Below are 23232 nucleotides of genomic sequence, written 5' to 3'. Positions count from 1 at the left end.
CAGAAATGACCGCCTGTCTCAACCGGGACTTTAGACCAATAGCAACTATGGCCTAGTCTTTGACGGCATATTTAACCTGACTCATTGTGATTTACAGAGTTCCACCCCATCTCACTGTGTAGGCTGGCCCTATTCAACAGCGCAGATGTGAACCCGAATGATTTCGTTGCTTTCTTCTCGACACCGGCGCGCCCTGCGTCTGACCAGTCAGTTCCTCATGCCTTACCGCTGGCCGGCCTTCGGCGCGCTGCTCGCATTGATCGTCACCGCCGGCATTACCTTGTCGATGGGGCAGGGCATCAAACTGCTGGTCGATCAAGGCTTCATGACCCAGTCGCCGCACTTGCTCAATCAATCCATCGGCCTGTTCATGCTGTTGGTGTGCGGTCTGGCCGTGGGTACGTTCGCCCGATTTTATCTGGTGTCGTGGATCGGTGAACGGGTTGGCGCCGACATTCGCCGGCAGGTGTTCAATCATCTGTTGTACCTGCACCCCGGATTCTACGAAGACAATCGCAGCTCTGAGATTCAGTCGCGGCTGACTGCTGATACGACATTGCTGCAGTCGGTGATCGGTTCGTCGCTGTCGCTCTTTCTGCGCAACCTGTTGATGGTTATCGGTGGCGTGGTGCTGCTGTTTATCACCAATCCCAAACTCACCAGCATTGTTGTAATTGCGCTGCCATTGGTGATTGCGCCGATCCTGATTTTCGGCCGACGTGTGCGCAACCTGTCACGGCAAAGTCAGGATCGGATCGCCGACATCGGTAGCTATGTCTCCGAAACGCTGGGTCAGATCAAAACCGTGCAGGCCTACAACCACCAATCGCAGGATGAACAGCGCTTCGCCGCCACCGTCGAGCAGGCGTTCGAAACGGCGCGCAAGCGGATCTTCCAGCGTGCGTGGCTGATCACTCTGGTGATTGTGCTGGTGCTCGGCGCAGTGGCGGTGATGTTGTGGGTGGGCGGTATGGACGTGATTGCCGGGCGCATTTCTGCCGGCGAACTCGCGGCTTTCGTGTTCTACAGTTTGATTGTCGGCAGTGCCTTTGGCACGTTGAGCGAAGTCATCGGCGAATTGCAGCGCGCAGCGGGTGCCGCCGAGCGCATCGCTGAGTTGCTGCGCGCGGAGAACATTATCCAGCCGCCGACGACTGGCCTGGTGACGTTGCCTGACCGCGTGCGAGGCGAATTGCAATTGCAGAATGTGCGCTTTTCCTACCCGTCGCGTCCAGAAAGCTATGCAGTTGATGGCTTGAATCTGACAGTCCATGCCGGTGAAACCCTGGCGCTGGTAGGGCCCTCCGGTGCGGGCAAATCCACGGTGTACGACTTGCTCTTGCGCTTTTACGATCCGGCAGAGGGGCGCATTTTGCTGGATGGTGTGCCGCTGACCGACCTTGATCCGTTGGATCTGCGCCGTTGTTACGCCTTGGTTTCGCAAACGCCAGCGCTGTTTTTTGGCAGCGTCGAAGAGAATATTCGCTACGGCTGTCCAGGGGCGACACTGGACGAGGTGAAGGAAGCGGCCAGAATCGCCCACGCCCACGACTTCATTGAACAGATGCCTGACGGCTATCAGACCCATCTTGGTGACGGCGGGCTCGGACTCTCAGGCGGACAGCGCCAGCGCTTGGCAATTGCCCGCGCGTTGCTCGTCGACGCGCCGATCCTGCTGCTGGACGAGGCAACCAGCGCCCTCGACGCGCAAAGCGAACACCTGATCCAGCAAGCGCTGCCAAGCCTGATGCACAACCGCACCACGCTGGTCATCGCCCACCGACTGGCCACGGTGAAAAATGCCGACCGGATTGCGGTAATGGACCAGGGCAAATTGGTCGCAGTGGGGACACATCAGGAATTGATTGCGAGCAACCCGCTGTACGCGCGCCTTGCGGCGTTGCAGTTCAATGATGGCCACGAAACAACTAAACAGGACTGATACCTGGTGCCGACATCGGGCATCATGGCGAACTGCATGAACTGCCAGGAAGAGGATATGAGTCGTTACCAGCCGCCGCTGACCCTGACCACACGAATGATTTCGTTGATCGCCGAAATCAGCGAACAGATAGGGCAGCTCCTTGCGGTGGACGATAGCCGGCAAACGCCTCAGTTACGTCGCAGCAATCGCATCCGTACGATTCAGGCCTCGCTGGCGATCGAAAATAATACGCTAAGCGTTGAACAAGTGACGGCAGTCATCGCTGGGCGCCGGGTATTGGGGCTGCCTAAAGAAATACATGAGGTTCAAAACGCCTTTGCGGCTTATGAGTCGATGCCTGACTGGAGTCCGGGTAGCAAGGCTGATTTGTTGCAGGCGCACGAGTTGCTGATGCACGGTTTGATCGACGAGTGCGGAAGGCTGCGCCGCACTGGCGTGGGTATTTATCGGGGGAAACAACTGGTGCATATGGCGCCGCCACCGAGCCGAATTGCGCAGTTGATGGATGACCTGTTGGCATGGCTTGGCTCTTCAGATTGGCATCCGCTGATCGTAAGTTGCGTCTTCCACTATGAATTCGAGTTTATTCACCCTTTTGCCGACGGTAACGGGAGGATGGGAAGGCTGTGGCAGACCCTGATTCTGAGTAAGTGGCGACCAGTATTGGCCTATTTACCAGTCGAGGCGGTTATTCGGGATCAACAAGACGCTTATTATGCGGCGCTCTCGGCGGCGGATCGGATGGCTGAGTCAACCCCCTTCGTTGAGTACATGCTTCACGCATTGAGTCTTTCACTGCGCGAAGCCATCGAAAGCGAGGCAGGGGCCGACCCAGTAACCGACCTAGTAAGCGACCCAGTAAAAAGGCTGTTGCAGGCGCTGGAACGACGTGCGCTAAGAATCAGCGAATTAATGGCTGACTTAGGCCTGGCACATAAGGCCACTTTCAGATCCAACTACCTGAGGCCCGCACTCGCCGCCGGATTTATAGAGATGACCGATCCTCATAATCCAAATAGTCCCACTCAGAGATATTTGCTCACCGAAATCGGCAGGCTCAAGCTCATGCGGTCTACAAAATAGATTTACAGCGCTCAAGAAAATGCCCGCATTCAGATGCGGGCTTTTTTTTACGAGATCAAAACATCGCAGCCTTCGGCAGCTCCTGCACAACCGCCATCACCGGTTACTGATCATCGAAATACCGTTCATGCCAATCCACCAGCGGTTGTGGCGAGTTGAGTTTCTGGCCGTAGATCACCGAGTACGACAGCACGTTTTGCACGTACTGGCGGGTTTCGTCGAAGGGGATACTTTCCACCCAGACGTCGAAACTCAGGTGATCGGCGCCGCGCAGCCATTGGCGAACGCGACCAGGACCTGCGTTATAGGCGGCGGATGCGAGGACGCGGTTGCCGTTGAACTGGCTGTGCACCTGGCTCAGGTAGGCGGCGCCGAGCTGAATATTCTTGTCCGGATCGAGCACTTGCTGCGGCGAAGCCAGTGGAATGCTGAATTTGCGCGCGGTCTCCTTGGCGGTGCCCGGCATCAGTTGCATCAGCCCGCTGGCGCCCACGCCAGAGCGTGCGTCATCCATGAAGGCGCTTTCCTGGCGGGTGATGGCGAACACCCAGCTCGAATGCAGGCCACGAACCTTGGCTTCACGCACGAGCGTGTCGCGGTGCGCCATCGGGAAACGGATATCAAGGTCGTCCCAGTATTGCGCCTGGCTGATGGTGCGGATGGCCGGGAAGTACCATTTCAAGTCGTAGGCCAGTTTCGCCTGAGCGACCATTTCGTCGCGGTTGAAATGGCGGCTGACGTGGTACCACTCGCGGCGACCGTCGACGATTTGCCCGCGCGCGTGGAATTCCAGCGCACGACGCACACCCGGGGTATTGCGGACCTTGTTGATCAACGCCTGGCTGAGGACCAATGGCTTGTTGTTCAGCGAGTAGGGCGATTGTGAGCGGTCGGCGGCAAGGAACCCGTAGAAGTCGCGCTCGCGGGCGAGATTCTTGTACAGGGTCTGCGCTTCCGGGTTTTGCGGCTGCGCCAGTTCCAGGCTCCGCGCCTGCCAGTAGCGCCAGCGATTGCTGGTAGCCAGATCTTGCGGCAGGCGGCGAGTCAACTGATACGCATCGTCCCAGCGTGCCAAGCGCAACAGCAGGCGCAGACGCCATTCCGAAACGGTATTGTCGCGTAGCTCCGGATCGTATTTGGTCATCACGTCCAGAGCGCGACCGTCGAAACGCTTGGCGAGAGTCAGGCCGATCTCCCTGGCTATCGCAACTTTTTCGTCGCGGGAAAAATGCATGCTGCTGGCATAGCCGTCGAGCAGGGCCATCGCCTTGTCCGGGTCCTGACGGGCGAGGCGGCGCAGGCCCAGGCTGACCACGTCGGACATCGGCTCATCGGCCGGGGTGAAGCGCGACGGCTGATTGAGCTGCTCGGGTTTTTGCGCGACGTCGATCAGCAAGCGACCACGCGGGGCGAGAGTGGTCAGGCCATTGACGAGGCTATTGGCCAGCGGATAGTTGCGCGCCTGGGCGGCGAGTTTGGTGCGTTCCCAGCGTTTCTGTTCGGTGAGCTGGCCGTCAGCGGCCCAGATACCGAACAGCGCATCACACGCGGCGGGTTGCGACTTGCCGGTCAACCAGAGCTTTTCGGCATTGGCATAGCCTTCGGCCTTTTTGTCGTGGGTGATCTGGTATTGCGCATTCAGGCAATCGAGTTCGGTGAAATTGAGTTTCGGATCGTAATACTTGACGAAAGTCGCCCAGTCGCCACGGTCTGCCAGCCAGCGCAACCAGCGCAATTTCATCCAGTTGGCCTGGGGCAGATCACCGTGCTCGGCGAGGAATTTCTCGATTTCCGCATTGCTTGCGGTTTTCAGGCGCGCGGTCAGTTCGTCGTAGGCCAGATACGGTTCCAGCGGATAATCGGCGAGCGCCTGGCTGTAACGGAAATAAGGTCCGGTATCACCTTTGGCCAGAGCGCGCTTGGCTTCATCGTAATATTGGCGCTGGGTGGACAGGTCCACCGCCTGGACGGATTGAGCGGCAGCGGCGGTAAGTAGCAAGCAGGACAAAACACTGAAAAGGCGACTGCGCATGAGACATCCGGGCAGAGAAATCATGACAAGTGCCGACACGGATCAGCACTGAATTGTCTGTAGCTTAGCCTTTTGCCAGCAAGCGGCGAAAGCTTTGCGAGCCTCGCTGCACAAGTTCGCAACAAATGTCGTGCAGAGTGCTTCGACAGACAAAATGCCGGCCTGTTGGAGCCTCAAGTCAGGTAGAATGCGCGCCCGGTTTTTGGAGAAGCTCATGACCCTGCTCAAATTCAGCGATGTGTCCCTTGCGTTCGGCGCTATGCCGTTGTTGGACAAGGTGTCCTGGCAGATCGCCCGTGGTGAGCGGGTGTGCATCATCGGCCGCAACGGCACAGGCAAATCCAGCATGTTGAAGCTCGTCAAAGGCGTTCAGAAGCCTGACGACGGTTCGGTGTGGCGTTCTCCCGGTCTGAAAATCGGCGAATTGCCGCAAGAATTGCCGGTTGCCGACGACCGGACAGTGTTCGATGTGGTTGCCGAAGGCCTTGACGGTGTCGGCGCCTTGCTCGCCGAATACCATCACTTGAGCCAGAACATCGTTACCGACGCCGATCTGGACAAGCTGATGCATGTCCAGCACGACCTCGAAGCCCGTGATGGCTGGCGCTTGCAGACGCTGGTCGACAGCACTCTGAGCCGCCTGCAACTGCCGGCCGACAAGACCCTCGCCGAGCTGTCCGGTGGCTGGCGCCGTCGCGTCTTGCTGGCGCAGGCGCTGGTGTCCGAGCCGGATCTGCTGCTGCTCGACGAGCCGACCAACCACCTCGACATCGGGGCAATCGCCTGGCTCGAAGAGGCGCTGAAAGATTTCCAGGGCGCCGTGCTGTTCATCACGCACGACCGTTCATTCCTGCAGAACCTCGCCACGCGCATTCTCGAACTGGATCGCGGCGGCCTGATCGACTGGAACGGCGACTACGCCAGCTTCCTCGTTCACAAAGAGGCAGCATTGGCCGCTGAAGAGACCGCCAACGCGCTGTTCGACAAAAAACTGGCCCAGGAAGAAGTCTGGATCCGCCAAGGCATCAAGGCGCGCCGCACCCGTAACGAAGGCCGCGTCCGCGCCCTGAAAGCGTTGCGCGTCGAGCGTAGCGAGCGTCGTGAGCGCACCGGTAAGGCCAACATCCAGTTGGACACAGCCGACAAGTCCGGCAAGCAGGTGATGGTGCTCGAGAACGTCAGCTTCGCCCACCCGGGCGGCCCGTTCCTGATCAAGGATTTCTCGATGGTGCTGACGCGCGGCGACCGTATCGGTCTGCTCGGCGCCAACGGCACTGGCAAGACTACGCTGTTGAAGTTGATGCTCAGCGGTCTGCAACCGACCTCCGGCAAAGTCGAAGAGGGCACGCGTATCGACGTGGCGTACTTCGATCAGTTGCGCCATCAGCTGGATCTGGAAAAAACCGTGATCGACAACGTCGCTGAAGGTCGCGACTTCATCGACATCGACGGCCAGAGCCGCCATGTGCTGAGCTACCTCGGTGATTTCCTGTTCAGCCCGCAGCGCGCCCGCACGCCGGTCAAGGCGCTGTCGGGTGGTGAGCGTGCGCGGCTGTTGCTGGCGAAACTGTTCAGCAAGCCGGCCAACCTGCTGGTGCTCGACGAACCGACGAATGACCTTGATGTGGAAACTCTCGAACTGCTCGAAGAAGTGCTGCTGACGTTCAACGGCACTGTGCTGATGGTGAGTCACGACCGGGCATTCCTCGACAACGTGGTCACCAGCACGCTGGTCTTCGAGGGTGAAGGCAAAGTGCGTGAATACGTCGGCGGCTATCAGGACTGGATCCGTCAGGGCGGCTCGCCGCGTCTGTTGGGCGTGAGCGAAAGCAAGTCGGGCAAGGCTGACTTGAACTCGGCGGTCGTAACGGCTGAGCCGGCTCCGGTGGCTCAGCCTGCCGCTGCTGCGCCAGCCGCCAAGAAGAAGTTGAGCTACAAGCTGCAACGCGAGCTGGAAGCCTTGCCGGGCGACATCGACGCCAAGGAACAGCAGATCGCTGCAGTTGAGGCGGAAATGGCAGAGGCTGGTTTCTACCAGCGTCCGCCAGCGGAAACCGCCAAAGTGATCGCGTCGCTGGAGCAATTGCAGGCTGAGCTGGATGCACTGGTGGAGCGTTGGGCCGAGCTGGATGCCTGATTGGTGCTGATGTGAAAAGCCCGGCCTCATTCGCATGAGGCCGGGCTTTTTGCAGGAGCTGCCGAAGGCTGCGATCTTTTGACTTTGTCTTTCAAACAACAAGATCAACAGATCGCAGCCTTTCGGCGGCTCCTACATACGTCAGCGTTTGACCAGGTGCACCGCGAGTACGTCGCAAGGCGCACCGTGCAGTACGTCATTGGCGGTCGAGCCGAGCAGAAGTGCCAGACCGTGACGGCCATGACTGCCGACCACAATCAGATCGCATTGCTGCTCTTTGGCAAAGTGATGGATTTCCTGACGTGGCTGGCCATAGGTCAGATGGCAGTTGGCGCCTTCAAGCTCGGTGTATTTGAGCTTCAAGCGCTCAAGACGCTCCTTGGCCTGATCGAACTGTTGCTGTTGCAGTTGTGACAGGTCCATCGGCACATCGCCACCGAACGCCATGGCCATCGGTTCAACGATGTGCACCAGCGACAACTTGGCTCCGTTGCTCACCGACAGCTCGCGGGCGCGGTGGATCACAGGGTCGCACTCTTCGGTCAGATCTACAGCGACCAGTATGTGGTGGTAGGGCATAAAGTGCTCCTCCTGAGGGTTCGATATTGGTAAGTATGGCTGGTTTCAAGCGCATTGGTTCGCAAGTGACGCAATGGGCTCATCAAAAATCGGGAGTACAGATATGACGGTCTGGCTAGTGGTGTCAATCCTGCTGGTAGTTTTAAGTCCGCTGGCATGGTTGCGTCCATCGCGCGCCCAGAGCGGTCGCATGGCGCTGCGCATGGAGGCGCGCCGCATCGGCCTGGCCATGCAACTGGCGCCGCAGGAATGGCCGCACTGGCTGGCGCCGGAGCCGCCCAACCCTTGCGCGCAATACCATCGGCCGCGCCGTGGCAATCAGCCGGCGTGCTGGGTTTACTGGCAAAAATCACCCGGAACATGGGTCAATCAGTGGCAGGAAGTGTGTGAGGAGCGCGCGCTGCTTAATCATTTCGAGAAGTTGCCGGGCAACGTCTTCAAAGTGGAAGCGGACAAGCAGATGATCGCGCTGTATTGGGGGGAGAAAGGCGAAGCCAGCGTTTTGCAGGACATCGACGCGACGCTGAAAGCGCTTGCATGAAACGCGGACTTTTCGCACTGCAATGGTGTGATACGTCCGGCAGACGCGCAATAAAAAGCCCGACATGATTCATCGGGCGGGTTGGCCAGGCAGGCCGGTAATTTTTTCCTCCGTGGGCGTAATACTCACGTCCGCCAATTTCCCTGCGGTTTCAGCCAGCGTAGTCTTCCAAACGGGTCGCGGCTGGAATTAGGGCGACATTTCTAATTATTGATTCTATGAATGGCGCTTCATGCAGCCGCGTGTTGCTCGTCATCCTGGTGCAGAAATGACTGCAAAGTCGCATTTCAGCCCGAAATTAGGGCGATTGACAATTGTCAGAAATTCCGTGAAGGTGACGTACCCGAATCAAACGGGCGTATGAATTGAGCGTTTGTCTTACAGACTGCTCCTACAGAATCCCGACTATCGCGTTGGCGGGTGTGCCGGGTGGATTGGCGTCAGCATCGACGAAAAAGCGTCCTGCCAAGCCATTCGCCTGCGTCCGACGTGTACTGTTCAGCTTCCATATCGTGGAGATCAGTTGATGATTTACGAAGGTAAAGCCATCACGGTTAAAGCTCTTGAAAGTGGCATCGTCGAATTGAAATTCGACCTCAAGGGTGAGTCCGTCAACAAGTTCAACCGTCTAACCCTGAACGAATTGCGTCAGGCAGTAGACACCATCAAGGCAGATGCTTCGATCAAGGGCGTGATCGTCAGCAGTGGCAAGGACGTGTTCATCGTCGGCGCCGACATCACCGAATTTGTCGACAACTTCAAGCTGCCGGATGCCGAGCTGGTTGCTGGCAATCTCGAAGCCAACAAGATCTTCAGCGATTTCGAAGACCTCAACGTGCCGACTGTCGCCGCCATCAATGGCATCGCACTCGGCGGCGGTCTGGAAATGTGCCTGGCGGCGGACTACCGCGTCATGTCCACCAAGGCCAAGATCGGTCTGCCGGAAGTCAAACTGGGCATCTACCCAGGCTTCGGCGGTACTGTGCGTTTGCCGCGTCTGATCGGTGTCGATAACGCCATCGAGTGGATTGCCGCCGGCAAGGAAAACCGCCCTGAAGACGCTCTGAAGGTCAGCGCCGTCGACGCCGTGGTTGCCCCAGAGAAGCTGCAGGAAGCCGCCCTTGAGCTGATCAAGCGCGCCATCTCTGGCGAGTTCGACTTCAAGGCCAAGCGTCAGCCGAAACTTGAAAAACTCAAGCTGAACGCCATTGAACAGATGATGGCTTTCGAAACCGCCAAAGGTTTTGTTGCGGGTCAAGCTGGCCCGAACTACCCGGCGCCGGTTGAAGCGATCAAGACCATCCAGAAAGCCGCCAACTTCGGTCGTGACAAGGCGCTGGAAGTCGAAGCCGCCGGTTTCGTGAAACTGGCCAAGACCTCTGCCGCGCAGAGCTTGATCGGTCTGTTCCTCAATGACCAGGAACTGAAGAAGAAGGCCAAGGCCTACGACGAAATCGCTAAAGACGTGAAGCAGGCTGCCGTACTCGGCGCCGGCATCATGGGTGGCGGTATCGCCTATCAGTCGGCCTCCAAAGGCACGCCGATTCTGATGAAGGACATCAACGAGCACGGTATCGAGCAGGGTCTGGCCGAAGCGGCCAAATTGCTGGTTGGCCGCGTTGATAAAGGTCGCATGACCGCCGCGAAAATGGCCGAAGTGCTCAACGGCATCCGTCCGACCCTGTCCTACGGCGACTTCGGTCACGTCGATCTGGTGGTCGAAGCGGTCGTCGAGAATCCGAAGGTCAAGCAAGCCGTGCTGGCTGAAGTCGAAGCCCAGGTCAAAGAGGACACCATCCTCGCGTCCAACACCTCGACAATTTCCATCAGTCTGCTGGCCAAGGCCCTCAAGCGTCCGGAAAACTTCGTCGGCATGCACTTCTTCAACCCGGTGCACATGATGCCGTTGGTGGAAGTGATCCGTGGCGAGAAGTCCAGCGAGCTGGCAGTTGCCACCACCGTTGCCTACGCCAAGAAAATGGGCAAGAACCCGATCGTCGTCAACGACTGCCCGGGCTTCCTGGTCAACCGCGTGCTGTTCCCGTACTTCGGCGGTTTCGCCAAGCTGGTCAGCGCTGGTGTGGACTTCGTCCGTATCGACAAGGTCATGGAAAAATTCGGCTGGCCGATGGGCCCGGCATACCTGATGGACGTGGTCGGCATCGACACCGGTCACCATGGTCGTGACGTGATGGCGGAAGGTTTCCCGGATCGCATGAAAGATGACCGCCGCTCGGCCATTGACGTGCTTTACGAAGCCAAGCGCCTGGGCCAGAAGAACGGCAAGGGCTTCTACGCCTACGAGGCCGACAAGAAAGGCAAGCAGAAGAAGGTCGCCGATCCGTCGGTGCTGGAAGTGCTCAAGCCGATCGTTTACGAGCAGCGCGAAGTCACCGACGAAGACATCATCAACTGGATGATGATCCCGCTGTGCCTGGAAACCGTGCGTTGCCTTGAAGACGGCATCGTTGAAACCGCCGCCGAAGCCGACATGGGTCTGGTCTACGGTATCGGTTTCCCTCCATTCCGTGGCGGTGCGCTGCGCTACATCGATTCGATCGGTGTCGCCGAGTTCGTTGCCCTGGCTGACCAGTACGCTGATTTGGGCGCGCTGTACCACCCGACCGCGAAGCTGCGCGAAATGGCCAAAAACGGCCAGAGCTTCTTCGGTTAAGCGCCCCCAACTAGAGTGAGAGTGAACTTATGAGCTTGAATCCTAGAGACGTCGTGATTGTCGACTTCGGTCGTACTCCGATGGGCCGCTCCAAGGGCGGCATGCACCGCAACACCCGCGCCGAAGACATGTCGGCGCACCTGATCAGCAAACTGCTGGAACGCAACAGCAAGGTCGACCCGGCGGAAGTCGAGGACGTGATCTGGGGCTGCGTCAACCAGACCCTGGAGCAGGGCTGGAACATCGCGCGCATGGCGTCGCTGATGACCCAGATCCCGCACACCTCGGCCGGGCAGACTGTCAGCCGTCTGTGCGGCTCGTCGATGAGCGCGCTGCACACCGCCGCGCAAGCGATCATGACCGGCAACGGTGACGTATTCGTGGTCGGCGGCGTCGAGCACATGGGCCACGTCAGCATGATGCACGGTGTCGATCCGAACCCGCACATGTCGCTGTATGCTGCGAAAGCCTCGGGCATGATGGGTCTCACCGCTGAAATGCTCGGCAAAATGCATGGCATTACCCGTGAGCAGCAGGACGCTTTCGGCGTGCGTTCCCACCAGTTGGCCCACAAGGCAACCGTGGAAGGCAAGTTCAAAGACGAAATCATCCCGATGCAGGGCTACGACGAGAACGGTTTCCTGAAACTGTTCGACTACGACGAAACCATTCGTCCGGAAACCACCGTGGAAAGTCTGGCGGCCCTCAAGCCTGCCTTCAATCCAAAGGGCGGCACCGTGACTGCCGGTACCTCGTCGCAAATCACCGATGGCGCTTCGTGCATGATCGTGATGTCGGCGCAGCGCGCGCAAGACCTGGGTATCCAGCCAATGGCGGTGATCCGTTCGATGGCAGTCGCGGGTGTGGATCCGGCAATCATGGGCTATGGTCCAGTGCCGGCGACGCAAAAAGCTCTGAAGCGTGCGGGCCTCGGCATCAACGATATCGACTTCTTCGAGCTCAACGAAGCTTTCGCTGCACAGGCCTTGCCAGTGCTGAAAGACTTGAAAGTTCTCGACAAGATGAACGAGAAGGTTAACCTGCACGGCGGCGCGATCGCCCTGGGTCACCCGTTCGGTTGCTCCGGTGCGCGTATTTCCGGCACCCTGCTGAATGTGATGAAGCAGAATAGCGGCACCTTCGGGGTAGCCACTATGTGCATTGGTCTCGGCCAAGGCATCTCCACCGTCTTCGAACGCGTTTAAGCGTCTCGTCGATGGAAGCCGGGGCCCAGTGCCCCGGTTTTTGTTTTTGGGTTTTTTATTTTATTTTTGAAAAAATTTCAGTGAGGGCCGAAGCATGCCGATACAACCTGGGCTCTATCAACATTACAAAGGTCCGCAATACCGTGTATTCAGTATCGCGCGGCATTCCGAAACCGAAGAAGAAGTGGTCTTTTACCAAGCCCTGTATGGCGATTACGGCTTTTGGGTGCGCCCGCTGAGCATGTTCGTCGAGTCGGTCGAAGTTGACGGCGAGCAGGTGCCACGCTTTGCTTTGGTGCAAGCCGAACCGAGCCTTTTTGACAAGGTTTGAAGCCATCGCGCAGAGAACCCTGCGCTTGACCTCACCTTGTATCAACTATATATAGCGGTGCCGCGTCAGGCGCCAACCGCCTTTCACTTCTCGAATTCAGGAATTTTCTGATCCATGGGCAAATCGCTGGTCATTGTGGAATCCCCGGCTAAGGCCAAGACCATCAACAAGTATCTGGGTAACCAATACGTGGTGAAGTCGAGTATCGGCCATATCCGAGACCTGCCCACCAGCGGTTCGGCTAGCGCCAACAAAGAGCCAGCCGCCAAGCGCGGCAAGGCTGCTGTGGGCGAAGGTCCGGTGCTCTCGCCGAAAGAGAAAGCGCGCAAGCAGCTGGTCTCGCGCATGGGTGTCGATCCCGAGCATGGCTGGAAAGCCAAGTACGAGATCCTTCCCGGCAAAGAGAAGGTCATCGAAGAGCTGCGCCGGCTCGCCAAGGATGCTGACACCATCTATCTCGCAACCGACTTGGATCGCGAGGGGGAAGCCATTGCCTGGCACCTGCGCGAAGCCATCGGTGGTGACGACAGCCGCTACAAGCGTGTGGTGTTCAACGAAATCACCAAGAAAGCGATTCAAGAAGCTTTCTCCGAGCCCGGCGAGCTGGACATTGATCGTGTCAACGCGCAGCAGGCGCGTCGCTTCCTCGATCGCGTTGTCGGCTATATGGTTTCGCCGCTGCTCTGGGCGAAGATCGCCCGTGGCCTGTCCGCCGGCCGCGTGCAATCGGTTGCCGTGAAGCTGGTGGTTGAGCGTGAGCGTGAAATTCGCGCGTTCAACCCGGAAGAATACTGGGAAGTGCACGCCGATCTCGGCACCACCAAAGGCTCCACCGTGCGTTTCGAAGTGGCTCGCGAAAAAGGCGAAGCGTTCAAGCCGCTGAACGAAGCCCAGGCCATGGCCGCGCTGGAAAAGCTCAAGTCTTCCAGCTACAGCATCGTCAAGCGCGAAGACAAGCCTACCAGCAGCAAGCCATCGGCGCCGTTCATCACTTCCACCCTGCAACAGGCTGCGAGCAATCGCCTGGGCTTTGGTGTGAAGAAAACAATGATGATGGCCCAGCGTCTGTACGAAGCCGGCTACATCACTTACATGCGTACTGACTCGACCAACCTTTCGGCCGATGCGGTGACAATGGCGCGTGCCTACATCGAAGACGAATTCGGCAAGAAGTACCTGCCGGAAACGCCAAACGTCTACAGCAGCAAGGAAGGCGCACAAGAGGCTCACGAAGCGATTCGTCCGTCTGACGCCAACACCATTCCGAGCAAGCTGGCAGGCATGGAGCGCGACGCAGAGCGTCTTTATGAGCTGATCTGGCGCCAGTTCCTCGCCTGCCAGATGCTGCCGGCGCAATACTTGTCGACCACGGTCAGCGTCGGTGCCGGTGACTTCGAGCTGCGCGCCAAGGGCCGCATTCTCAAGTTCGACGGTTACACCCGGGTGATGCCGCAGATCGCCAAGCCCGGCGACGACGACGTTCTGCCGGATATGGCGCAGGGCGATGTGATGAAGCTGATCAAGCTGGATCCGTCGCAGCACTTCACCAAGCCGCCGGCGCGTTACTCGGAAGCCAGTCTGGTCAAGGAAATGGAAAAACGTGGCATCGGTCGTCCTTCGACTTACGCTGCGATCATTTCGACCATTCAGGATCGCGGTTACGTGACTCTGCACAACCGTCGTTTCTACTCGGAAAAGATGGGCGACATCGTCACCGAGCGTCTGTCCGAGAGCTTCTCGAACCTGATGGACTATGGCTTCACCGCCGGCATGGAAGAAAACCTCGATGACGTGGCTCAAGGTGAGCGCGACTGGAAGAGCGTGCTGGACGAGTTCTACGGCGACTTCAAAAAGAAACTTGAAGTAGCCGAAAATCCGGATAACGGCATGCGTGCCAATCAGCCGGTCATGACTGATATTCCGTGCACCACGTGCGGCCGTCCGATGCAGATTCGTACCGCATCGACCGGCGTGTTCCTCGGCTGCTCGGGCTACAGCCTGCCGCCGAAAGAGCGCTGCAAGGCGACCGTCAACCTGGTGCCGGGTGATGAAATCGCCGCGGACGACGAGGGTGAGTCGGAGTCGCTGGTTCTGCGTGGCAAGCATCGTTGCCCGATCTGCAGCACTGCAATGGACGCTTATCTGCTCGACGAGAAGCGCAAGCTGCACATCTGCGGCAACAACCCTGATTGTGCTGGCTACGAGATCGAAGAGGGCAGTTATCGCATCAAGGGCTATGAAGGCCCGAGCCTGGAATGCGACAAGTGTGGCAGCGAGATGCAACTCAAGACCGGCCGTTTCGGCAAGTTCTTTGGCTGCACCAATCCGGAGTGCAAGAACACCCGCAAACTGCTGAAGAGCGGTGACGCGGCGCCGCCGAAGATGGACCCGGTGAAGATGCCTGAGCTGAAATGCGAGAAGGTCAACGACACCTATATCCTGCGCGACGGTGCCTCCGGTCTGTTCCTGGCGGCCAGTCAGTTCCCGAAAAACCGTGAGACGCGTGCTCCGCTGGTGATCGAGATTCTGCCGCACAAGAACGAGATCGATCCGAAGTACCACTTCCTGTGCGAGGCTCCGCAAAAGGATCCTGACGGTCTGCCAGCGGTTATTCGCTACAGCCGCAAGACCAAGGAGCAGTATGTGCAAACCGAGGTCGACGGTAAGCCCACAGGTTGGAAGGCTTACTACGACGGCGGCAAGTGGACGGTAGAAGACAAGCGCAGCGCAAAGGCCAAAGCTGAGTAAGCGTTAGTCCGATACTGAAAAGGCCGCATGAGAACCCTCGGGTTTTCATGCGGCCTTTTTGTTTTCCGCTTGCGGTGGGATCGGCTGATCCACGACACTGTCCGGCCTGTGTGAAGCAATTATTTCGTTGTGGAGAGCGCCGTCATGGCTCACGAACTCTATACCCGTACCAATCAGAAGATCTATTTTGCCGGCCTGTCGCTCGAGGCCCTGGCTCGCGCTGAAGAAGGGCGGGCGATGAATTCGCTGGCGCTGATTCAGGCTGGGCGGGAATCGGCGCTATTCCACCTTTACGGCGCGCTGCTGGGGCTGTGTCATGAGATCGCGGGTTTTTACCGTCTTCCACAGGCCAATGCGCCAAGGGCAGAGGAGTTGCTGAAGCGAGAGGTGCTGGAGTCGATCGCAATCCCGGAGCTGGCGGAAATGATCGAGCTGGCAGGCAATTCGGAAACCTGGCTGGCAAAGCTGCTCGCGGCGCATTCGGCAATGTTTCAACCGCCTCGCGTGCCCCATAAGCCAAAAGGCGATGTGACTCAGCCGCTGATTCAGGCGATTAATCTGGATGAGGAGCAGGCGCCTGCCGAGTTGAGTCGAGACGAGCTGGAGAGCTGGCGGCAGAATCTAAAAGGCTTGGCCATCCGCTTTCGTGAAGGCTTGAACGAGTGTTAAGAGAGGTTTGACGCGGTGGCAATCTGAAACATGCTGCTGGTCAAGATCCCAAGCGAATCTTGAATGATGTCTATATAATCCCTGCCTTTCGTGGAGAACAGACCTATATGCCAACGTCCTTTCTAGAAATTGTCGAGTTACCAGACGGCCGAATCGAACTGCGCAGGGCTGAGGACGAAGGTTCTCTGGTGACGCTGGATTTCTCCGAGGATGCCAAGGCGTTCCTGCAAGGTCAGCACGTCGAAATCGCAAAAGCGATGTTGAGCGTTGGCGTACAGATGGCCGGCCGTATGGTTGAGGGCGAGTTTGATAAGGAAGAGGGGCCGCGGGTTCTGCATTGATCCACGCCTTGGCTTTGCTACTTTTGCATGCGCTCCAGATCGGCTTCTCTTTCCTTGGAGAAGCCCTGCGCCTCACACGGCGCACACATTACCAATCAATCAACCCAATCGAATATTCAGGCTCTGCGCATCGCCCGTGCGTGCGGCGCTGATCAACTGTTGCCGCGATTGCGTGCTCAGCGGGTTGAGCCAGGTGACCACGGTGTGGCTACGTCCCAGGCGCAAAGCTTCACACGCCAGTTGCTGTGCACTCTGAGCGCCGCGCGGTTGCAGTAGCAGAATCCGTTCGCGGTTCAGGCCGGCATCGCGCAACCACGTTTGCGTGACGCTGGCAGGCGGTGCAATCAAAGTCAGCCAGCGTGCATCCTGATCCTCGCTGAGTTCGCGAAGGATCGGAGCGAGCAGGCTCAGGCAACTCCCGGCCGCACCGCGCAATGACAGTTCGCTGAATACTTCAGGTTCGGCATTCCATGGGCGCTCGACCACGTCTTTCAGGATCGGCGCCATCGGTTGCGCCAGAAACGCTTCGAATAAAGGAAGCTGTGTAGGCTGCGGTGTGTGTGGGAACTGCATAAAGCCTCCTTTAGCGGCGGATGACGCCGACACTCAAGCCTTCGATCACCAGTTCCTGATCTTTAAGGTCAACTTCGATAGGGGCGAACTCGGGGTTCTCGGCAATCAGCCAGACTTTGCTGCCTTCACGCTTGAAGCGTTTGACGGTCACTTCATCACCAATGCGAGCGACGACGACCTGGCCGTTTCGCGCTTCTCGGGTGGTGTGAACTGCCAGCAGATCACCATCGAAAATGCCGATGTCCTTCATGCTCATGCCGTGCACTCGCAACAGATAGTCGGCGCGCGGATGAAAGAACGCTGGATTGATGTTGCAGGATTCTTCGATGTGCTGCTGCGCAAGTATCGGCGCGCCGGCAGCCACTCGGCCAATGATCGGCAGGGTGGAATCGTCAGCCTTGGCTTCGAAGCCGGGGATGCGGATGCCGCGAGAGGCGCCCGGTGTCATCTCGATCGCGCCTTTGCGGGCGAGGGCCTTGAGGTGTTCTTCGGCAGCGTTGGGCGATTTGAAGCCCAGTTCCTGAGCGATTTCCGCACGGGTCGGCGGATAACCGTTGTCTTCGAGGCAACGTTTGATAAAGGCCAGAATCTCGGCTTGGCGTGGCGTCAGCTTTAGCATATTGATCGCTCTGTCTTTTTATACAGTGACTGGGATTATATACAGTGAATCGCTGTTGGCAATGCCCGTTTTTTTGCCTGCCGCCAGACGGTCGGAGCATGGGTTATTGAAGCGCCCGGCTTGTGTGGTTAAATAGCTGACCGACCGTTCCCAAAACGAACCGGCAGGCTTGACAATACACAGGCTGAAACGTATGTTTCAAACAAGTGTTTGTCAGGCGGAGTAGCCATGGCCCAGTCGGAAACCGTTGAACGCATTCTTGATGCTGCCGAGCAGTTGTTCGCGGAAAAAGGTTTCGCTGAAACCTCGTTGCGTTTGATTACCAGCAAGGCTGGCGTCAACCTGGCAGCAGTGAACTATCACTTCGGTTCCAAGAAAGCCCTGATTCAGGCGGTGTTCTCGCGCTTCCTCGGCCCGTTCTGTCTCAGCCTCGACAAAGAGCTGGAACGGCGTCAGGCCAAGCCCGAGAACAAGCCGACTCTTGAAGAATTGCTGGAGATCCTCGTCGAGCAGGCCCTCGTGGTGCAACCGCGCAGCGGCAACGATCTGTCGATCTTCATGCGTTTGCTCGGTCTGGCTTTCAGTCAGAGCCAAGGCCACTTGCGCCGTTATCTGGAAGACATGTACGGCAAAGTGTTCCGCCGCTACATGCTGCTGGTCAACGAAGCCGCACCCCGCATTCCACCGATCGAGCTGTTCTGGCGCGTGCACTTCATGCTTGGCGCCGCAGCATTCAGCATGTCCGGCATCAAAGCGTTGCGCGCAATTGCCGAGACCGATTTCGGCGTCAATACCTCAATCGAACAGGTCATGCGCCTGATGGTGCCGTTTCTGGCCGCCGGCATGCGGGCAGAAACCGGCGTTACCGATGCTGCGATGGCCACTGCGCAACTGCGCCCGCGTAGCAAGTCAACGCCCGTCGCCGCCAAGGTTTAACCGCGCACGGGTGGGCGCGGCAGCTGGTATCCGCTAAGCTAGCCGCCCATGCCGACTCTCGTTCTGAACCCGATCTTCAAAGAAGTTACCAGCCTGGCTGGTGCAGCCGTTGGTGGCGATTTCTTGCAGATCGGGTTTTTAGTTTTCAAGGAATCTCTATGACTGCTGGCCTGCAAGGCTCGTTGATGGTGGACGTCGCCGGTACTTGGCTGACGGCCGAGGATCGCCAACTGTTGCGTCAGCCCGAAGTGGGCGGCCTGATTATTTTTGCGCGTAACATTGAGCATCCGCGCCAAGTGCGTGAACTCAGCGCCTCTATCCGCGCAATTCGTCCGGATCTGCTGTTGGCGGTGGATCAGGAGGGCGGTCGGGTGCAGCGTCTGCGTCAAGGCTTCGTGCGCCTGCCAGCCATGCGCGCCATCGCCGACAACCTGAATGCCGAATACCTCGCAGAGCAATGCGGCTGGATCATGGCCACCGAGGTACTGGCGGTCGGGCTCGATCTGAGCTTCGCACCCGTGCTGGACCTCGACTATCAGCGCAGCGCTGTGGTCGGTACCCGTTCATTCGAAGGTGATCCGGAGCGCGCCGCACTGCTCGCTGGTGCATTCATTCGCGGCATGAACAGCGCCGGCATGGCCGCCACCGGCAAGCATTTTCCCGGGCATGGCTGGGCGGAAGCCGACTCCCACGTGGCGATTCCGGCCGACGAGCGCAGCCTCGAAGAAATCCGCAGCCACGACCTCGTGCCATTCGCGCGACTGAGCAAGCAACTGGCCGCCGTCATGCCGGCTCATGTCATCTATCCGCAGGTCGATGCACAGCCCGCCGGTTTCTCGCGGCGCTGGCTGCAGGACATTCTGCGTGGCGAATTGCAGTTCGACGGCGTGATTTTCAGCGACGACCTGTCGATGGCCGGCGCCCACGTGGTCGGCGATGCCGCCAGCCGCATTGAAGCCGCGCTGAGCGCCGGTTGTGACATGGGGCTGGTGTGCAACGATCGCGCAGCGGCAGAGCTGGCCCTGAGCGCGGCCCAGCGCATGAAGGTCAAACCTTCCCCACGCATTGCGAAGATGCGCGGCCAGGCCTGCGCCAGCACCGATTACCGTCAGGATCCACGTTGGCTCACTGCCATCGGCGCGCTGAAAGACGCTCAACTGATTGATTAAGGATTTTTGCTATGACGGTTTACGCAATCATCGGTGGCACCGGCCTGACTCAACTTGAAGGCCTGATCATTCGGCAGTCGTTGGCAGTAGACACGCCCTATGGCGCGCCATCGGCCGAGGTGCAGATTGGCGAATACGCGGGCAAGGAAGTGCTGTTCCTCGCTCGTCATGGTCACCCGCATCGTTTCCCGCCGCACAAGGTCAACTACCGCGCCAACCTCTGGGCGCTGAAACAGGCCGGCGCCGAAGCGATCATCGCCGTCAATGCGGTGGGCGGCATTCATCGGGCCATGGGTACCGGGCATTTTTGCGTGCCGCACCAGATCGTCGATTACACCAGCGGCCGCGAACACACCTACTTCGCCGATGACCTGGAACACGTCACGCACATTGATTTCAGTTTTCCCTACAGCGAACCGTTGCGTCAGCAATTGATTGCCGCGGTAGCCGCTGAAGGTTGCGAATTCAGCGATCAAGGCGTGTACGCCTGTACTCAGGGGCCGCGTCTGGAGACGGTCGCCGAGATCGTGCGGCTGGAACGTGATGGCTGCGACATCGTCGGCATGACCGGCATGCCGGAAGCCGCGCTCGCTCGCGAACTGGATCTGGATTACGCATGCCTCGCACTGGTGGTGAATCCGGCAGCCGGCAAGACGACTGAAGTCATCACCATGGCCGAAATCGAGCAGGCTTTGCACGATGGCATGGGAAAGGTGAAATCGACACTGGCGCGGGTGCTGGCCAGTTAAAAAAACTGCTAATGAGCATTTTCATCGCGCGATACGTGTTGGAGCATCGTGCTGCTCTGCTGTTTACTGACCGAGCTTCGGTTCTAACCGTTGAACTGCGGTGACTCCATTCGCTAGCAGGGCTAGCTCCCACACTGGATTTGTGACGCTCACAAAACCCTGTGGGAGCTAGCCCTGCTAGCGATAGCTTTCTTTCTGGCGACGCAAATCTCAACGCTTATCGATCTTGTCCGGCAGCGGCGCAAACAGCGCTTCGATATCATCACTCTGCAACTTCCAGTCTCCAGCCTTGCGCCCATCCAGCACGCCGGCCGCGAGGTCAGACTTTTCTTTCTGCAGATGCTGAATCTTCTCTTCCACCGTGCCCCGCGCGATCATCTTGTAAACGAACACCGGTTTTTCCTGGCCGATCCGGTACGCGCGGTCCGTCGCCTGATTTTCGGTCGCCGGGTTCCACCACGGATCATAGTGAATCACCGTATCCGCTTCCGTCAGGTTCAAACCAACGCCACCGGCCTTCAGGCTGATCAGAAAAATCTGACGCTTGCCGCTCTGAAATTCCTTCACTGGCGTCCGTCGATCGCGGGTTTGACCGGTTAGCAAGGCATAAGTGATCTTGCGTTTTTTCAGCTCCTCTTCGATCAAGGACAGCATCGAGGTGAACTGCGAAAACAACAGAATCCGTCGGCCTTCCTCGAATAATTCCTCAAGCATTTCCATCAAACTGTCGAGCTTGCCCGAGGTGCTGCCGCGAGCGGGCAGGGTGGCGTCACTGACCAGACGCAAGTCACAGCAGACCTGACGCAGCTTGAGCAGCGCTTCAAGAATGATGATCTGGCTGCGCGCCACGCCCTTGCGGGTGATTTCGTCGCGGACTTTTTTGTCCATCGCCAAGCGCATGGTTTCGTACACATCGCGCTGCGCTTCGTTGAGATCGACCCAGTGGATGATCTCGGTTTTCGGCGGTAGCTCGGTGGCCACCTGTTCTTTCGTACGACGCAGCAGAAACGGCTTGATCCGGCCATTGAGGTGCTGAAGCCTGACTTCACTGCCGCGCTTTTCGATCGGTACGCGGTAATCGGCGTTAAAGCTTTTCACGTCGCCGAGCCAGCCCGGCAACAGGAAGTGGAACAGCGACCACAGTTCGCCCAAGTGGTTTTCCAGCGGCGTACCACTCAGGCACAGGCGCTGACGCGCGTTCAACTCCCGCGCCGCTTGTGCGGCTTTGCTGTTGGGGTTCTTGATGTACTGCGCCTCGTCCAGCACCAGCACGTGCAGCGGCTGTTGCGCCAGACGTTCGACGTCCTTGGGCAGCAGGGCATAGGTGGTGAGGATCAGGTCGAAATCCGCCAGTTTGTCGAAATGCTTTTTGCGACTGGCGCCGTACAACGCCACGACTTTCAGTTGCGGCGTGAAGTGCGCCGCCTCATCGAGCCAGTTGGGAATCAGGCTGGTCGGCATCACCACCATGCACGGGCGATCGAGGCGACCGGCGTTTTTCTCAGTAAGAATATGCGCCAGTGTCTGTAGGGTTTTGCCCAGTCCCATGTCATCCGCGAGGATCCCGCCAACTTCCAATTGCCTGAGCGATTGCATCCAGCTCAAACCTTCGAGCTGATAGGGGCGCAGCGTCGCGTTCAGACCCTCCGGTGCGTCGGCACTGAAATCACGAATGTCGCGCAGGCGTTGAGCGAACGTGCGGATCTGTTCGCCGCCCTCCCACAGCAGCGGCAGATCCTCCAGCGAATTGAGGCGCGTGGCATCGGCCTTGCTCAGGCGTAATGTGGTTTCGCCCGGCTCCTGCAAATAGAACTCACCCAGCGTCATCAGCACAGGCTTCAAACGGCCCAGCGGCAGTGCGACTTGCAGCGGCCCGTGCTCGCTGTTGCGTTGGGGGATGTTGACCAGAATCAGCTCGTCATCGCGGCGCCGGGCAAGGCGTTCCGGATTGAGGATCTCGGCGTGCGAGCGCATCAGGTTGAGCAGAATGGGCAGCAGGCTCAGGCGCTCGCCATTGACGATGATCCCAAGTTCCAGATCAAACCAGTCACGTTCCGGCGCTTGTTCCACGGTGGCGTACCAGTCGTCCACAGCGGTCAGATCAAAGCCGAATTCCTCGTCGATCTGCAATTCCCAACCCTGGGTTCGCAGCTTTGGCAGATCGTTGAGCGTGAATGTCAGCCAGGCACTGTCGTTGACCATCTCGTATAGCTCGCCCGCGCTTTCCGGCAGGGCTTTGCTCTGGCGCGTGGCGATGCGAAAGCCGAGGATTCGTAACTGTTCGCGGTAGGACTGTTCGACTTCCGGGTGACGTTTTATCCGCAGCGTCTGGGTTTCCTGGCGGATCAGAATATCGCTGTTCTTTTGCCCGCTGACGTATTCATCCAGATAACTGAACGACAACGCCGCGCGATGCTGAATGTAGCGCTGCATCTTGCCGTTGCGCGGTTCGAAAGCGCTGAACTCGACACTGGCCAGCCACAGGCGCGGCACCGGTTGCACGTTGTCGACCAATACTTGCGGAGGTGCCTTCGGGCCACGGTTTTCCAGCACGGCCTGGAGTTTTTCCAACAGCTCGGCGTCTTTTGATGCAGCGGGGTAGTCGAGGGTTTCCTGGATCTTCAGCAAAACCGCCGCGCAATGTTTGCAGTTGCTGCGCACCGGGCAGGTGCAGGTCGCGTCGACCAGCAACAATGTGCCTTTGGCTGACTCGCGCAGGTGAACGGTCTGACGATAAACATTGCCGCCAGAGCCCTCGCAACTGGCGGTGATGGTCGCATCGCCGACCTGCGCGATGCGAACCCGATTCTCCAAAGCGTAGCGACGGCCACGCTCCAGGCTCTGTTCCTTGAATCGGCTGACCCAGGAAGGTGCCAGCGGTTTGCTCAGCGGCGGGTTCAT

At 58.5% G+C, this 23232-nt stretch carries 18 protein-coding genes; 13 read left to right on the top strand and 5 right to left on the bottom strand.

All coding sequences use genetic code 11. The features are described from left to right. Positions 1 to 157: 157 nt before the first annotated feature. On the top strand, positions 158 to 1942 hold the full coding sequence (locus EL257_RS18335; RefSeq protein ID WP_126364999.1) for an ABC transporter transmembrane domain-containing protein: 1785 nt from the start codon (positions 158 to 160) through the stop codon (positions 1940 to 1942). A gap of 57 nt (positions 1943 to 1999) precedes the next feature. After that, positions 2000 to 3028, top strand: a complete 1029-nt coding sequence (locus EL257_RS18330; protein WP_126364997.1) for a Fic family protein — start codon at positions 2000 to 2002, stop codon at positions 3026 to 3028. A 103-nt stretch (positions 3029 to 3131) separates the two neighbouring features. Here EL257_RS18330 and EL257_RS18325 read toward each other — a convergent pair whose 3' ends face one another. Next, entirely contained in the window at positions 3132 to 5060 is a 1929-nt protein-coding gene (locus tag EL257_RS18325; protein ID WP_126364995.1) for a transglycosylase SLT domain-containing protein, read from the bottom strand. Positions 5061 to 5274: 214 nt separating this feature from the next. On the opposite strand from EL257_RS18325, the gene EL257_RS18320 reads away from it, so the two are divergent. Next, positions 5275 to 7197 (top strand): ATP-binding cassette domain-containing protein, encoded by a 1923-nt coding sequence (locus EL257_RS18320; RefSeq protein ID WP_126364993.1) that lies wholly within the window; start codon positions 5275 to 5277, stop codon positions 7195 to 7197. Positions 7198 to 7338: 141 nt separating this feature from the next. Here EL257_RS18320 and EL257_RS18315 read toward each other — a convergent pair whose 3' ends face one another. Beyond that, positions 7339 to 7776 carry a universal stress protein gene (locus EL257_RS18315; protein WP_042560173.1) on the bottom strand — a complete coding sequence of 146 codons (438 nt, stop codon included), beginning with the start codon at positions 7774 to 7776 and terminating at the stop codon, positions 7339 to 7341. 103 nt (positions 7777 to 7879) lie between these two features. Between EL257_RS18315 and EL257_RS18310 the strand changes: the two genes are divergently transcribed. From EL257_RS18310 to EL257_RS18275, 7 genes are all read left to right on the top strand, one after another. Beyond that, the gene (locus EL257_RS18310; protein WP_126364991.1) at positions 7880 to 8317 is read left to right on the top strand and encodes a hypothetical protein; all 438 of its coding nucleotides are present in this window, start codon (positions 7880 to 7882) and stop codon (positions 8315 to 8317) included. A gap of 526 nt (positions 8318 to 8843) precedes the next feature. Next, positions 8844 to 10991: a fatty acid oxidation complex subunit alpha FadB gene (gene fadB / locus EL257_RS18300; RefSeq protein WP_123451295.1), complete on the top strand. Its 2148-nt coding sequence runs from the start codon at positions 8844 to 8846 to the stop codon at positions 10989 to 10991. A 29-nt stretch (positions 10992 to 11020) separates the two neighbouring features. After that, complete coding sequence (gene fadA / locus EL257_RS18295) at positions 11021 to 12196, top strand: acetyl-CoA C-acyltransferase FadA (RefSeq protein ID WP_126364989.1); 1176 nt, start codon at positions 11021 to 11023, stop codon at positions 12194 to 12196. A gap of 94 nt (positions 12197 to 12290) precedes the next feature. Next, on the top strand, positions 12291 to 12527 hold the full coding sequence (locus tag EL257_RS18290; RefSeq protein ID WP_125927776.1) for a DUF1653 domain-containing protein: 237 nt from the start codon (positions 12291 to 12293) through the stop codon (positions 12525 to 12527). A 114-nt stretch (positions 12528 to 12641) separates the two neighbouring features. Next, positions 12642 to 15275: a type I DNA topoisomerase gene (gene topA, locus EL257_RS18285; RefSeq protein WP_126364987.1), complete on the top strand. Its 2634-nt coding sequence runs from the start codon at positions 12642 to 12644 to the stop codon at positions 15273 to 15275. Between the two features lie 144 nt (positions 15276 to 15419). Continuing rightward, positions 15420 to 15944 (top strand): DUF6586 family protein, encoded by a 525-nt coding sequence (locus tag EL257_RS18280; protein WP_126364985.1) that lies wholly within the window; start codon positions 15420 to 15422, stop codon positions 15942 to 15944. 107 nt (positions 15945 to 16051) lie between these two features. Then, positions 16052 to 16285: a hypothetical protein gene (locus EL257_RS18275; RefSeq protein WP_003226592.1), complete on the top strand. Its 234-nt coding sequence runs from the start codon at positions 16052 to 16054 to the stop codon at positions 16283 to 16285. A 99-nt stretch (positions 16286 to 16384) separates the two neighbouring features. Here the strand turns inward: EL257_RS18275 and sulA are convergent, their stop codons facing one another. Together sulA and lexA are read right to left on the bottom strand one after the other, a co-directional pair. Continuing rightward, the gene (gene sulA, locus EL257_RS18270; RefSeq protein WP_126364983.1) at positions 16385 to 16858 is read right to left on the bottom strand and encodes an SOS-induced cell division inhibitor SulA; all 474 of its coding nucleotides are present in this window, start codon (positions 16856 to 16858) and stop codon (positions 16385 to 16387) included. A gap of 10 nt (positions 16859 to 16868) precedes the next feature. After that, a complete protein-coding gene (gene lexA / locus EL257_RS18265; RefSeq protein ID WP_003226590.1) occupies positions 16869 to 17477 on the bottom strand; it encodes a transcriptional repressor LexA in 609 nt (202 codons plus the stop codon). A gap of 228 nt (positions 17478 to 17705) precedes the next feature. On the opposite strand from lexA, the gene EL257_RS18260 reads away from it, so the two are divergent. From EL257_RS18260 to EL257_RS18250, 3 genes are all read left to right on the top strand, one after another. Next, positions 17706 to 18413 (top strand): TetR/AcrR family transcriptional regulator, encoded by a 708-nt coding sequence (locus EL257_RS18260; RefSeq protein WP_095189143.1) that lies wholly within the window; start codon positions 17706 to 17708, stop codon positions 18411 to 18413. Between the two features lie 170 nt (positions 18414 to 18583). Continuing rightward, on the top strand, positions 18584 to 19582 hold the full coding sequence (gene nagZ / locus EL257_RS18255; protein WP_172604558.1) for a beta-N-acetylhexosaminidase: 999 nt from the start codon (positions 18584 to 18586) through the stop codon (positions 19580 to 19582). Between the two features lie 11 nt (positions 19583 to 19593). Next, a complete protein-coding gene (locus EL257_RS18250; protein ID WP_126364979.1) occupies positions 19594 to 20331 on the top strand; it encodes an S-methyl-5'-thioinosine phosphorylase in 738 nt (245 codons plus the stop codon). A gap of 210 nt (positions 20332 to 20541) precedes the next feature. On the opposite strand, the gene EL257_RS18245 is transcribed toward EL257_RS18250, so the two are convergent. After that, a complete protein-coding gene (locus tag EL257_RS18245; RefSeq protein WP_126364977.1) occupies positions 20542 to 23232 on the bottom strand; it encodes a DEAD/DEAH box helicase in 2691 nt (896 codons plus the stop codon).

Source organism: Pseudomonas fluorescens (assembly GCF_900636825.1).
In the GTDB taxonomy this organism is placed as follows: domain Bacteria; phylum Pseudomonadota; class Gammaproteobacteria; order Pseudomonadales; family Pseudomonadaceae; genus Aquipseudomonas; species Aquipseudomonas fluorescens_BG.
This window is presented reverse-complemented; position numbering and strand designations above follow the sequence as displayed.